The sequence below is a fragment of the Streptomyces sp. NBC_00691 genome (genome assembly GCF_036226665.1).
Taxonomy (GTDB): Bacteria; Actinomycetota; Actinomycetes; order Streptomycetales; family Streptomycetaceae; genus Streptomyces.
Genome location: NZ_CP109007.1, coordinates 2,792,548 through 2,806,034 on the forward strand (window position 1 = coordinate 2,792,548; position 13,487 = coordinate 2,806,034).

Sequence of the window (13,487 nt, forward strand, 5' to 3'; positions counted from 1 at the left end):
TCGTTCACCATGCAACGAAGTCGCATTCGATCACCGCGGGGGCGTTCGGCGCAAACCGGTCACAAGGTGAACAAGCGTTACCGAGGGTTCGAATCGGAAATTCCGCCACGGACGACCGGCAGGGCGTCGAGCTCGATCCCGAACAGCTCCCGGTACGCGCCCCGCACCTCGTCCTCGCCGTCGAGGATCCGCTCGTCGCGCTCGCTCCCGGCCCGCGTGATCAGCTTCCGGTCGCTGAGGGTGATCCGGCCCTCCTCGGTGAGCAGGGAGCAGACGAGGCTCCGCGGGAAGTGCGAGTCGGGTGAGGTCCGGTGGTACCAGGCGCCGGCCGTGAAGTCGGCGAGCCCACGCGGCCGGAGCTCCACGCGGTACTGCGGCTTCCCGTCCCGCAGCACGTCCACGTCACCCTCGGCGGTGTCCACGAGCCGGAAGACACCACCCGGGTCCGCCTGGTCACTTCGGTCCTCGTAACGGAGCGGGAAGTGACTGTGGTCGCCGAAGCCGACGTCGGCGAGCCACCGCTCCCCGTCCACCGTCTCCACGAGCAGCGCCATGTGGTCGTACGGGATGCCCACCCTCCCCTCCGGCCCGAACACCCGCGCCTGGAGCAGCGACACCCGGTAGCCGAGCCCCCGGAGCAGCACGGCGAAGGCCGTGTTGATCTCATAGCAGAACCCTCCCCTGTGCGCGCCGATCACCTTGTCGAGCAGCGCCTTCTCCTCCAGGACGATGTCCTCTCCGAGGTGGATCGAGAGGTTCTCGAACGGCACGGTCCGCAGATGGCGCAGATGCAGCTCGCGCAGCCCTTCGGCGTCCGCGCGGTCCGGCCGTTCCGCGTCGATGCGCCGCAGGTAGGCCCGGACGTCCCCCGCTGTGGGGACGAAGGGGTCGGACGGGACGGGAGCCCCGGAAGGTACGGGGGACTCGGAGGGGACGGAAGCTGTCGGTCGCGTGGTCATGCCGCCAGTCTGCCCGGTCAGCCCTGCCCTCCCCCCGGCTGTCCGACCGGCTCCGACTCCTCTTTCGGAGAGGGCAGTTCCCGCATCCGCGGCAACGGCGAGGGCAGCACCCACAGCACGGCGAAGACGGCCCCGACGGTGGCGATCCACAGCGTCGGGCGCAGTCCGAGCGCGGTGCCGAGGAATCCGCCGACGAGCGCGCCGAGCGGACGGAAGCCGTGGTTGAGCGTCCGGAAGGCGCCCATGACCCGGGCCCGGACGGCGTCGGGTATCAGTGCCATCTGGAACGATCCCGCGGCGATGTCGACGATCATCACGCCGACGCAGGAGAGGAACTCGGCCAGGAACAGCACGAACACCACGAGTGGCAGCGGCCCGTCGGCCAGGGGTATCAGGACCAGGGGCAGGGTGAATCCCAGGAAGCCGGCGACGAGCGAGCCCCCGATGCCGATCCGCCGGACGACCGTCCCGCTGACCACCGCCCCGAGGAGACCGCCCACGGCTCCCGCTCCGAGGATCAGGCCGAGCAGCCCGGCACCGAGACCGAGTTCGGTGGTCACGTAGAGCACGAAGAGGGTGTGGAACATGTAGTTGAAGAACTGGACCGTGCCTGAGGCGGCGAACAGCGCCCGCATCGAGCGTTCCCGGACCACCCAGCGCAGCCCCTCGGTGAAGTGGCCCTTGGTCACGGGTGCAGGCAGGGGCTCGACGGGGTCGATCCGGGCCAGGTACCCGGCCGACACGAGATAGGTCAGGGCGTCCGCGACCAGGGCGAACGGGGCGGTGAGGAACTGCACGAGCAGTCCGCCGACCCCCGGCCCCGCCAGCCAGGCCGTCGAACGGCTCCCGTTCACCAGCGAGTTGGCCTGCACATAGCGCTCGGTGGGCACGAGCGCCACGAAGAGCGTGGTGTTGCAGACCTCGAAGAGCACGGTGAGCGCGCCGATCCCGAAGGCCACCACGTACAGCTGGGTGAGCGTCAGCACGTCGAGCAGATAGGCGACGGGGAGGGTCAGGACCAGCACCGCGCGCCCGATGTCGGCCGCGATCATCGCCCGTCTGCGACTGGTCTGCCGGTCGGCCCAGGCGCCGAACGGCAGGTTGAGCAGGAGCGCGGGCAGGAGCTCGGCGGCCTTGAGCCAGCCCATCGCGGCGGCGTCGGCACCGAGGACGAGGACGGCGGCGAGCGGGATCGCCATGAGGGATATCTGGTCCCCGGCGAGGGAGATGGTCTGGCCGGTCCAGTAGCGCCGGAAGGTCCGCTCGCGCAGCAGCTCCGGTACGCGTTCCACGAGAGTCATCCCGCTCACTCCTGCTCTCTGTCGGGGACGTCCAGATCCAGGTAGGCGATCCGCAGGACGCTGACGGGCCTGGCGCCCTCCGGGCGGAGGGACGGGTCGGAGGTCCGTGCCTCGTAGGGCCGGACCAGCGCGTCGATGCGTGATCCGAGGTCCGCCAGCTCCTCATGGGTCAGGTGGAGCAGCGAGTCGCCGAACTGCTCGGCCTCCTGCCACTCCCTCGGCAGCCGGTGCCGGTTCGCCATGGCCCGGGTGACCCGCTCGAAGTACTGCTCGGCGACGGCGGCGCTCAGCGCGTCGGCCGCCTGGGCGATCGACGGGTCCTCGCTGTACTCCGGCCACTCCGTGTACTGGGCCGTCGCCTGCCAGGGCTTCTCACGCCCCCGGCCGCCCGGCGCCTCCTCCACGAGGCCGTACTTGGCGAGTATCCGCAGGTGGTAGGAGCAGCTGGCCACGGACTCGCCGGTCAGCTCGGCGGCCCTGGTGGCGGTGAAGGGGCCGCTGCTGCGCAGCAGCCCCACCAGCGTCATCCGCAGGGGGTGGGCGTAGGCGCGCAGGGCCCGTGGGTCGGTGAGTCGGATGCTGCGGGGCCGCTGGCCCTCGGGCTGCGGGTCGATGATCTCCTCCGGCATGATGAAAAGGTATCTTTAGAAAGACTTCTTTACAAGGTTCTCTTCCTCCGCGCGTCACCCTCCCTCCGGTACGGCCACCAGCCCCGGCCCCGCCCCGACGACCGCGATCGCCCCGTCGCGGTCCGTCCGCAGGACCTTCGCCCCACCGGCCCGCAAGGACTCCACCGTCCGCGGCGAGGGATGCCCGTACGGGTTGTCGCTCCCCGTCGACACCAGCGCGATCCTCGGCCGCACAGCCCTTATCAGCCCCGGGTCCTGATGGGCCGAGCCATGGTGGGCGACCTTGAGCACGTCCACCGGCGCGAGCCCCGGATGAGCCCGCAGCAGTCCCCGCTGCGCCGGCGGCTCCAGATCACCGAGCAGCAGCAGCGTCAGCCCACCCACGGCCCTGACGAGCAGCGCGACACTGGCGTCGTTCGCCCCGCCGGAGCCCCCCGCCGCCCGTCCTCCCCCTGCTGCCCCGCGCCCGGCCGTCAGCGGCCACAGCACGGTCCACTGCAGCCCGCCGATCCTGCGCCGCTCCCCCGGCCCCGCACGGATCAGCGGCACCCGCGCGGCCGAGGCCGTCCGCCGTACGAACGCCGCCTGCGCCTGCGGCTCGTCGAGACCCGTCGTCTGGATCGCCCCCACCGACCGCCCCCGCAACACCCCCGGCAACCCGGCCACATGGTCCGCGTGGAAGTGGGTCAGCACCAACAACGGCACCCTGCGCACCCCGAGTCGCCGCAGACACCGGTCCACCGACACGGGGTCGGGGCCCGCGTCCACCACCACGGCCGTGTCCCCGCCCGCCGCGAGGACCGTCGCATCCCCCTGCCCCACCTGGCACATCGCGAACACCCAGCCCCGCGGCGGCCACCCGGTGGCCCACCGCGTCAGCGGCACCGGCCGTACCACCACGAGCAGCAGCAGGACGACGACCAGCCCGGCGACCGGCCCCCGGTACGGCAGCCTGCGCGCACCGAGAACCGCCACCACCGTCACCAGGGCCAGGGCGAGCCCGCCCCACCACCCACCGGGCCAGCTCAGCTCCGCCCCCGGCAGCGCGGCGCCCGTCCGGGCCACCCGCGCGATCCACCCCGCCGGCCACCCCGCCACCCACGCCAGCCCTTCCGCGGCCGGCATCCAGACCGCCGCCACGGCGAGCGTGGCGAAGCCCAGCACCGTCGCGGGCGCCACCGCGAGCTCCGCGAACAGATTCGCCGGGATCGCTACCAGACTCACCCGGGCGGCGAAGACCACCACGACCGGAGCACACACCGCCTGCGCCGCCAGGGACGCCGCCAACGCCTCCGCCAGACGGTCGGGCACCCCACGCCGACGCAACGCGTCGCTCCAGCGCGGAGCCACCGTCAGGAGGGCCCCGGTGGCGAGGACCGAGAGCAGGAATCCGTAACTCCGCGCGAGCCACGGGTCGTAGAGCACCAGCAGCAGGACGGCGGCGGCCAGCGCGGGGATCAGCGACCTCCGCCGGCCGGTGCCGATCGCGAGCAGCACGACCAGCCCGCACGCCGCGGCGCGCAGCACACTCGGATCGGGCCGGCAGACCACCACGAACGCGAGCGTCAGGGCTCCCCCGGCCACCGCCGTGACCCGCAGCGACATCCCCAACCTGGGCGCGAGCCCACCGCGCTCCACCTGATGCGCCCGCCCGGGACGCCCCACCAGCAGGAGCAGGACCACGGAGAGATTGCTCCCGGAGACGGCGAGCAGGTGAGTGAGATCGGTCGCCACGAAGGCGTCCCGCAGCTCCGACCCGATCCGCGAGGTGTCCCCGACGACCAGACCGGGCAACAGGGCCCGCGCGTCCGGGTCGAGGCCGTCGGTCGCCCGCCGCAGGCCGGCGCGCAGGTCCCCCGCCGTCCGCTGCAGCGCGCTCGGCGGGCCGACGACCCGAGGCGGTCCCCCACCGCCGACCTTGAGCACCGCCGCGAAGAGATCACCGGAACGCGAGGGCGGCGCGAGCCGGGCCCCTACCCGCAGCCGCGTGGACGGCAGCAGGCGCAGCCACTCCGCCCGCCCCTCCCCGGGCGGCACGATCAGCAGCACCGGGGCCCTCGTCCGGTGGACCGTCCCGTCCGAGCGCTCGACGCGGGTCACCTCGCCGTCCAGGACGACGGAGACCGGCACCGTCTCGCTGCCCCGCACCCGGGGCCGGGTGAGCCGGGCATCGGAGGTCACCGTCACCTCCAGCTGCGCTCGCGCGTACTCCCGTGCCAGGACCGGAACGGGCCCGCGCCGCAGATCCGCCGTGTGCAGCCCCGCCGACGCGGCCCCGGCGGCGGCGCAGAGCAGGACCCCGGCGAACGCCGTCGCCCGTAACCGCCACCCGGGTGCGCCCCGCCGCGTCGGCCCGCCCTCCGCCACGATCCGCTCGCCGGGCCGGGCGGTCCCGCCGAACCGGCGTGCCGCCCCAGGCGTCAGGAGGAGACAGCCTCCCACCAGGCAGACGACGACTCCCGCCACCGTCCACCACCCGGCGACCCCCACCGCGATCGCCGCCGCCACCCACGCGGCCACCGCGAGCGGGACGAGCCTGAGATCGGCCGGCCCCTCCTCCCATGAGGGCGCCCCGGCTCCGCGCCCGTCCTCCTCCGCCGCCCCCCTCGTCGCCTCGTCCGCCGGAACATCGGCCACCCTCGTCCCGTCCGGCTTCACGGCCGCACCAGCCGTTCGAGTTCGGCGAACCGTCGCTCGCCGATGCCGTTGACCTCGCGCAGCTCCCCGACCGACCGGAAACCGCCGTGCTCCGCACGATGGTCGACGATGTGCCGGGCGAGAACCGGACCGACGCCCGGCAAGGTGTCGAGCTGCTCGACCGTGGCCGTGTTGAGGCTCAACGGCACTCCGGGCCCGCCCCCACCCGCGCCACCTCCGGGCCCCGGTCCGCCGCCGGAGCCCAAGCCCGGACCCCCGGCCGGCATCCCCGGCAGCCCGACGAGCACATGCTCGCCGTCGAAGAGCACACGGGCCCGGTTGAGTCCGGTGAGATCGGCGTCGGGCCTCGCCCCACCCGCGGCGCGCAGGGCGTCCGCCACCCGCGAGCCCGCCGGCAGTGTCAGCACCCCGGGCCTGCGCACCTTGCCCCCGACGTCCACGATCACCCGCGCCCCACCCGCGCCAAGCCCCTGCGCCGGCCCCGGCCCGGTCCGGGTGGCGGGCGACGCGGGCGCGAGGGGTGCGGGGGGTACCGCGGCGACCCGCGCGGCGCGCACCAGCTCCGGAGCCCGCACCGGCTCCGGCCGCCCCGTCCAGAAATAGCCGCCCGCGAGACCCGCAGCCACGACCAGCACCACCGTCAGCGCGGCCAGCGCCCTCGGTTCGAGCCCGATCCGCGTCTGGACCCACACCGGGGTCCGGTCACGCAGCAGCGCCGCGAGCCGGGCCCGCGCCCCGGGCGGTGCATTAGGGTCCCGTACCCCCGAAGGAGATCCCCGCTCCGGCGCCGCCGGATCCGCGACCACGCCCTCGGCCGCCGCAGCCGCATCCTCCCCGGCCGCCGCGGCCGGGAACAGGTCGTCCCCTCGTCGCCGTACGACAGCCTCGGGAACCGCCCCGGCCCTCCTCACCCGCGTCCGCCTCCTGGCCCGCCCAGAAGCCGCGCCACGCGCTCCGGGGCGGCTCCTCCCGTCCGAGCCCGGCGTCCGGCCGGGACCGCTGGTCGGAGCGCCCGCCGCGTCGAGTGCGCCGGAGGTCGTCGATGAGATACGTGTACGAAGAGTCATGCGGGTGACGGTAGGAGTCACCGCCGTGCCGCGCGGGACTCAGCCACGTTCCGTGGACAGGGCCCCCGCTGTGGACAACTCCGTCACTCCCCCGGGTGATGGACCCGAGTACGGCCTCAGCGCGGCGAGACGACGACCGCGAGCAGCCCGGGTCCGGTGTGGGCGCCGATGACCGCTCCCACCTCGCTGACGTGCAGCTCCGCCACCCCCGGCACCCGCTCCCCGAGCCGGTCGGCGAGCGCGGCGGCCCGCTCGGGCGCGGAGAGATGGTGGACGGCGATGTCGACGGGGCCGGAGCCGGCACGCTCCACGGCGATCTCCTCGAGCCGGGCGATGGCCTTCGAAGCCGTGCGCACCTTCTCCCGCAGCTCGATCCGCCCGCCGTCGAGTTCGAGGAGCGGCTTCACCGCGAGCGCGGAGCCGAGCAGCGCCTGCGCCGCCCCGATGCGTCCGCCGCGGCGCAGATAGTCCAGGGTGTCGACGTAGAAGTAGGCGCAGGTCCCCGCGGCGCGCTTCTCGGCGGCGGCCACGGCCTCGTCGAGCGATCCGCCCGTCTCGGCGACCTGCGCCGCCGCGAGGGAGCAGAAGCCCAGGGCCATGCCCATCATGCGGGTGTCCACGACCCGTACAGGCACGGGAGCGTCCTTCGCGGCGAGCACGGCCGCGTCGTAGGTCCCGGAGACCTCGGCGGAGAGATGGAGGGAGACGATGCCCTTCGCACCGGCCTCCGCGGCCTCGCGGTAGGCCTCGGCGAAGATCTCCGGGCTGGGCCGCGAGGTGGTGACGGCCCGCTTCTTCTGCAGGGCCTCGACGAGCGCCTTGGCCGAGACCTCGGTGCCCTCCTCGAGGGCGCGGTCGCCGATGACGACGGTCAGCGGGACCGTGGTGATGGCGTGCCGCTCCCTGGTGTGGCGTGGCAGGTAGGCCGTGGAATCGGTGACGATCGCGACATGCCGGGACATGAGCGGGAGGTTACCCGCCGAGACCGGCGCGTGGCAGCCCGGCCCCCGTCGTGGGCGCTTCGACGCCGGCGAGCGCGCGCCCCGCCGGGAGCCCGGCGGGGCTTCCGCTTCCGCGGTCAGGTCAGGTGGTGGTCTCCGGGCGGGCCGACTTCTCCCACGGATAGGAGGTCACGCGGGGGTCGGGCGCGGTGATCTCGGACGGCCCGCCGCCGGCTCCCGGCCGCGAACTCCCGGAGGCGGCACCGTGGTCGCCCGTCGCCCGGCTCCCGGAAGTCGCTCCCGGCACCGTCCCCGAGGTCCCCGGCCCGGCCGTCCCGGAGGTGGTCTCCGGACCCGTCGTGGTCCAGTGCCGCAGCGCACCCGCCTCGACGTCGATCTGGGCGCTGAGCGACGACAGGTCGTCCTCGGCGAACCTGAGGGCCCGCTCCCGGGCGGCGCGCCTCAGCGCGTCGGCCGAGCTGGTGATCCGCTCGGTCCGCGCGGCGAGTTCGGGGAGCTGCCCGGACACCCAGGCCCGGTCGGGCTCGCGCTCGATTCGCTTGAGGTCCTCGTCCAGTTCGAGTCCGTGCGCGCTGAGCCGGTGGAACAGGTCCAGCGACTCCTTCAGCGAGGCGTCCTCGCCGACCCCGGCCTGCAGGGCCTCCTGCGTGGCCCGCATCGAGGTGCGCAGCGAGAGCCTGAGCCGGGCCAGCTCGCCCGCCGCCCCGGTCTGGCCGAAGCTCTTCGCCCGCAGCGTGGTGTCCTCCACGGTGCGCCGGGCCTGGTCGATCGTGCGATCCACGCCGCGCTTGGCGGCCTTGGCCGCCTTCACCGTGGCGTAGACCCCCAGCGCCACGAAGGACAAGAAGAGCAGCGCCATGATCGTGATAATCGTGGCTTCCATGTGCGCCCCTCCGGCGTCCGTCCGGTCCCCACGGTTGTGGTTCCTCCACGGTAAACGGAACGGGCAGGCCAGGGGTTCCATCGGAACCCCCAACCTGCCCGTAGGGGACATCCCTATGTGCGTCAGCCGGCAACGATGTTGACCAGCTTGGGCGCCCGCACGATCACCTTGCGGATCTCGGCGCTGCCCAGCGCGGCGACGACGTGCGCGTCGGCCAGGGCCAGCGTCTCGAGCTCCGCGTCGGTGATCGACGGGGAGACCTCCAGGCGGGCCTTGACCTTGCCCTTGATCTGCACGACGCAGGTCACGGTCTCGTCGACGACGTACGCCGGGTCGGCGACCGGGAAGCCCTGGTGGACCACCGAGTCGCTGTGGCCCAGCCTGCGCCACAGCTCCTCCGCGATGTGCGGGGCCAGCGGGGCGACCAGCAGGACCAGCTGCTCGGCGACCGACCGGGAGAGCGCGCCACCGGACTTCGTCAGGTGGTTGTTCAGCTCGGTGATCTTGGCGATGGCCGTGTTGAAGCGCATCGCGACCATGTCCTGCGCGACGCCGTCGATCGCCTTGTGCAGGGCGCGCAGCGTGTCCTCGTCGGCCGCCGTGTCGACGACGGTGACCTCGCCGGTCGACTCGTCGACGATGTTGCGCCACAGCCGCTGCAGCAGCCGGTACTGGCCGATCACCGCGCGCGTGTCCCAGGGGCGCGACACGTCCAGCGGACCCATCGCCATCTCGTACAGGCGCAGGGTGTCGGCGCCGTACTCGGAGCAGATCTCGTCCGGCGTCACGGCGTTCTTCAGGGACTTGCCCATCTTGCCCAGGACGCGGCTGACCTTCTCGCCCTCGTACCAGAAGCCGCCGTCGCGCTCCTCGACCTCGGCCGCCGGAACGGCGATGCCGCGCGCGTCGCGGTAGACGAAGGCCTGGATCATGCCCTGGTTGTAGAGCTTGTGGAACGGCTCGGCCGAGGAGATGTGGCCCAGGTCGAACAGCATCTTGGACCAGAAACGCGCGTACAGCAGGTGCAGCACGGCGTGCTCGGCGCCGCCGACGTACAGGTCGACGCCGCCGGTGGGCATGCCCTCGCGCGGGCCCATCCAGTACTGCTCGACGGCGGGGTCGACCAGCTGCTCGGAGTTGTTCGGGTCCAGGTAGCGCAGCTCGTACCAGCAGGAACCGGCCCAGTTGGGCATGGTGTTGGTCTCGCGGCGGTACGGGCGCGGACCGGCGCCGTCGCCGAGGTCCAGGGTGACGTGGACCCAGTCCTCGTTGCGGGACAGCGGGGTCTCCGGCTGGGTGTCCGCGTCGTTCGGGTCGAAGGTGCGCGGCGAGTAGTCCTCGACCTCCGGCAGCTCCAGCGGCAGCATCGACTCGGGCAGCGAGTGGGCGACGCCGTCCTCGTCGTAGACGATCGGGAAGGGCTCGCCCCAGTAGCGCTGGCGGCTGAACAGCCAGTCGCGCAGACGGAAGTTGACCGTGCCTTCGCCGATGCCGCGCTCGGCCAGCCAGTCGGTGATCCTCGCCTTGGCGTCGACGACGCCCAGGCCGTCGAGCGCCACGTCCTCGTTGGAGGAGTTGACCAGCTTGGCCTCGTACGAGGAGAAGGCCTCGTCCCAGGTCGACGGGTCGGTGCCGCGGTCGTCGCTCGGCTCGACGACGCAGCGCATCGGCAGCTCGAAGGCGCGCGCGAAGGCGAAGTCGCGGCTGTCGTGCGCGGGGACGGCCATGATGGCGCCGGTGCCGTAGCCCATCAGGACGTAGTCGGCGATGAAGACCGGGACCTGCTCGCCGCTGACCGGGTTGGTCGCGTACGCGCCGGTGAAGACGCCGGTCTTCTCCTTGGCGTCGGCCTGCCGCTCGACGTCGGACTTGGAGGCGGCCTGCTTGCGGTAGGCGTCGACGGCCTCGGACGGGGTGGCGTGTCCGCCGGTCCACACGTCGTGGGTGCCGTCGGGCCAGGCGGCCGGGACGATCTTCTCGACCAGGTCGTGCTCGGGCGCCAGGACCATGTAGGTGGCGCCGAACAGGGTGTCCTGGCGGGTGGTGAAGACGGTGATGGCGCCGGTGTCGCCGACCTGGAAGTCGACGCGGGCGCCCTCGGATCGGCCGATCCAGTTCCGCTGCTGCAGCTTGATGGCCTCGGGCCAGTCCAGCGCGTCCAGGTCGTCGAGCAGGCGGTCCGCGTAGGCGGTGATCCGCATGTTCCACTGGCGCAGCTTGGACTTGAAGACGGGGAAGTTGCCGCGCTCGGAGCGACCGTCGGCGGTGACCTCCTCGTTGGCCAGGACCGTGCCCAGGCCGGGGCACCAGTTGACGGGCGCGTCGGAGGCGTACGCCAGGCGGTACTCGCCCAGGACGTCGGAGCGCTCGGCGGCGGTCAGCTCGTTCCACGCGCGCGGGGAGCCGGGGACCTCACGCGTGCCGTTCTCGAACTGCGCGATCAGCTCGGCGATCGGACGGGCCTTGCCGGCCTCGTCGTCGTACCAGGAGTTGAAGATCTGCAGGAAGATCCACTGGGTCCACTTGTAGTACTCCGGGTCGATCGTGGCGAACGACCGGCGCTTGTCGTGGCCCAGGCCCAGCCGGCGCAGCTGGACCTTCATGTTCTCCATGTTGGCCTCGGTGGACACCCGCGGGTGCGTGCCCGTCTGCACGGCGTACTGCTCGGCGGGCAGGCCGAAGGCGTCGAAGCCCAAGGTGTGCAGCACGTTGTGGCCGGTCATGCGCGCGTGGCGGGCGAAGACGTCCGTGGCGATGTAGCCGAGCGGGTGGCCGACGTGCAGGCCCGCACCCGAGGGGTACGGGAACATGTCCATGATGAACTTCTTGGGCCGGGCGGCGATCGCGGGGTCGCCCGCCAGGTCACCGGTGGGGTTGGGGGCCTCGTACGTGCCCTCGGCGTCCCAGAAGTCCTGCCAGCGTGCCTCGATGTCGGCGGCCATGGCAGCCGTGTAGCGATGCGGGGCCGCCGTCTCGGCGGCCGTATTGATCTCGGTCATGGTCCTTGAAGCTCCATCGATCGTCTCTGCCCACTGCCACGGACTGCCGTGAAATGAAAAAACCCCTCGCACAGGAGGGGACGCCGCGCCGACTCCGGCGGATGTCTGTCATCCGCCGGGACTGATCAGCGCGGCTCGGTAAGCAGAAGGCGTACGGCACGCATGGCGCCAGGGTACCGCAGGGCCTGAGCGGGCCGCACCGACGTTCCACGGAGCGGAGCCGTGGCCGGCGGGGCCGAGGACGGCGAGCGAGAAGCCGGTGGCGTCGAAGCGAGTGGCGCCGGACGACGAAGAAGCGGGCCACCCGATCCGGGTGATCCGCTTCTTTTCTGTGGAGCTAAGGAGAATTGAACTCCTGACCTCCTGCATGCCATGCAGGCGCTCTACCAACTGAGCTATAGCCCCTTGCTTTCCGTCTCCGTTTCGGTTTCCCTCGCGGCGACAGACAGAACATTAACCGGCTTCCCGGCAGATCTCCAAATCGATTCTCCGGGCCCTCCTGACCTGCCGGGTAGGGTCGCCGACTGTGTCCGTCTCCGTGCTCTCCAAGACCCGCGCCCGGCCCTGGCCCCTGGCCACCGCCGCGGCGATCTGCCTGCTCTCGTTCGTGGCCTTCTGGGTGGCGCAACGCCTCGCCCACGTGAACATGCTCGACGTGATGGTCTACCGGGCCGAGGGCGAGACGGTCCGGGCGGGCGGTGATCTGTACGCGATGCGCGCGACCTCGGCGAACCTCGGGATGACCTACCCGCCCTTCGCGGCGCTGCTGTTCGTCCCGCTGACGCTGGTGAGCGTGCCCGTGATGCGGACGCTCGCCACCGCGGGGAACCTGCTCCTGGTGGTCGCGCTGGTGCAGCTGTCGCTCCAGCTGGTGCGCCCTTCGCTGTCGCGTACGGACCTGTGGCGTACGACACTGTGGGTCGCCGCGGTGGTGGTCTGGTGCGAGCCGGTGTGGACGACCCTGCGGTACGGCCAGATCAACCTGCTCATAGCGGTGGCGGTGCTCTGGGACCTCACCCGGCGCCGGGACAGCCGCTGGGCCGGTCTGGGCATCGGCCTGGCGACCGCGGTGAAGCTCACACCGGGGCTCTTCGTGGTCCTGCTGCTCGTCGCGGGCGTGCTGCTGTGGCGCCGGGACCGGAGCTGGAACACCTGGCTGCGCACGGCGGCGACGGCGACCGGGGTGTTCCTGGGGACGACGCTGGCGGTGGCTCTCGTGCTGCCTGCGGACTCGAAGCGGTTCTGGACGGAGACGCTCTTCGAGACCGGCCGGGTGGGCTTCGCCGAGGAGACCGCGAACCAGTCGATCCGCGGGGTCCTGGCCCGGCTGATGCACACCGACGACCCGGGCATGTGGTGGGCCGTGACCGCGGCCGTCCTGGGCGGTGTGGCGATGGTCCTCGCCGTACGGGCGGCGGTGCGGGGGGACAAGGCGGTGGCGGTGATCGTCTGCGCGTTCACGGCACTGATGATCAGCCCGATCTCCTGGTCCCACCACTGGGTCTGGTGCGTGCCCCTGCTGATCCTGCTCGCGGACCGCGCCACGCGCACGTGGCCGGTGACGGGAGCGGTGGCTCTGGCCTTCGCCTCGTTCGCGCTGTGGTGGGTTCCGCACGACCCGGGTCGGCCGGAACTCGACCAGAACGCGGGCCAGATGGTGCTGTCCGCGATCTATCCGCTGACGACCACGGCCCTGCTCGTGGGGTACGCGCTGACGCTGCGGCGTCAGGCCGTGGCGAAGGAGTAGAACCGCTTGAGGGTGCAGTGCTCGTCGAGGAGGCGGCCGTAGATCGGCTCCCCCTCGAGTTCGCGGTACGTCTCGATGGGGTCGCCTTTTATGATCAGCGCCCGCGCGCACTCCTCGCACCAGTACTGGAACCCCGTGTTGACGGGGTCCATGTCGCGCACGATGGGCGTGCCGCTGCCGCACCAGTCGCACTTCCGCCTGTGTGCACCCATCAGTCAGCTCCAGCTGTGGCCGCAGGCCGTGCACCCATAGGACACCCCGCCGTTGTCGCCGAGCACTTGG

General features: G+C 72.3%; 10 protein-coding genes and 1 tRNA gene. 1 reads left to right on the forward strand and 10 read right to left on the reverse strand.

The genetic code is table 11. The annotated features are described in order from the left end of the window. Positions 1-77: 77 nt before the first annotated feature. The 9 genes from OG392_RS12635 to OG392_RS12675 form a co-directional block, all read right to left on the reverse strand. Positions 78-959 (reverse strand): arylamine N-acetyltransferase family protein, encoded by an 882-nt coding sequence (locus OG392_RS12635; RefSeq protein WP_329278678.1) that lies wholly within the window; start codon positions 957-959, stop codon positions 78-80. A gap of 17 nt (positions 960-976) precedes the next feature. Next, positions 977-2,260, reverse strand: a complete 1,284-nt coding sequence (locus OG392_RS12640) for an MFS transporter (protein WP_329278680.1) — start codon at positions 2,258-2,260, stop codon at positions 977-979. A gap of 5 nt (positions 2,261-2,265) precedes the next feature. Next, positions 2,266-2,889, reverse strand: a complete 624-nt coding sequence (locus OG392_RS12645) for a winged helix-turn-helix domain-containing protein (RefSeq protein WP_329278683.1) — start codon at positions 2,887-2,889, stop codon at positions 2,266-2,268. A 54-nt stretch (positions 2,890-2,943) separates the two neighbouring features. Continuing rightward, the gene (locus tag OG392_RS12650) at positions 2,944-5,526 is read right to left on the reverse strand and encodes a ComEC/Rec2 family competence protein (protein WP_443054763.1); all 2,583 of its coding nucleotides are present in this window, start codon (positions 5,524-5,526) and stop codon (positions 2,944-2,946) included. Between the two features lie 17 nt (positions 5,527-5,543). Further along, positions 5,544-6,614, reverse strand: a complete 1,071-nt coding sequence (locus OG392_RS12655) for a ComEA family DNA-binding protein (RefSeq protein WP_329278685.1) — start codon at positions 6,612-6,614, stop codon at positions 5,544-5,546. A gap of 116 nt (positions 6,615-6,730) precedes the next feature. Then, positions 6,731-7,576 carry a DegV family protein gene (locus OG392_RS12660; RefSeq protein WP_329278687.1) on the reverse strand — a complete coding sequence of 282 codons (846 nt, stop codon included), beginning with the start codon at positions 7,574-7,576 and terminating at the stop codon, positions 6,731-6,733. Between the two features lie 121 nt (positions 7,577-7,697). Next, positions 7,698-8,459, reverse strand: coding sequence for a hypothetical protein (locus OG392_RS12665; RefSeq protein ID WP_329278689.1), 762 nt, complete (start codon positions 8,457-8,459; stop codon positions 7,698-7,700). Between the two features lie 122 nt (positions 8,460-8,581). Continuing rightward, the gene (gene leuS, locus OG392_RS12670) at positions 8,582-11,458 is read right to left on the reverse strand and encodes a leucine--tRNA ligase (protein ID WP_329278691.1); all 2,877 of its coding nucleotides are present in this window, start codon (positions 11,456-11,458) and stop codon (positions 8,582-8,584) included. Positions 11,459-11,790: 332 nt separating this feature from the next. Further along, a tRNA-Ala gene (locus OG392_RS12675) sits at positions 11,791-11,863 on the reverse strand. A 121-nt stretch (positions 11,864-11,984) separates the two neighbouring features. Here OG392_RS12675 and OG392_RS12680 point away from each other — a divergent pair. After that, a complete protein-coding gene (locus OG392_RS12680) occupies positions 11,985-13,205 on the forward strand; it encodes a glycosyltransferase 87 family protein (RefSeq protein ID WP_329278693.1) in 1,221 nt (406 codons plus the stop codon). Here the strand turns inward: OG392_RS12680 and OG392_RS12685 are convergent. Further along, complete coding sequence (locus OG392_RS12685; protein WP_017239283.1) at positions 13,184-13,417, reverse strand: hypothetical protein; 234 nt, start codon at positions 13,415-13,417, stop codon at positions 13,184-13,186. The two genes, OG392_RS12680 and OG392_RS12685, sit on opposite strands and share 22 nt — an antisense overlap. Between the last annotated feature and the right edge of the window lie 70 nt (positions 13,418-13,487).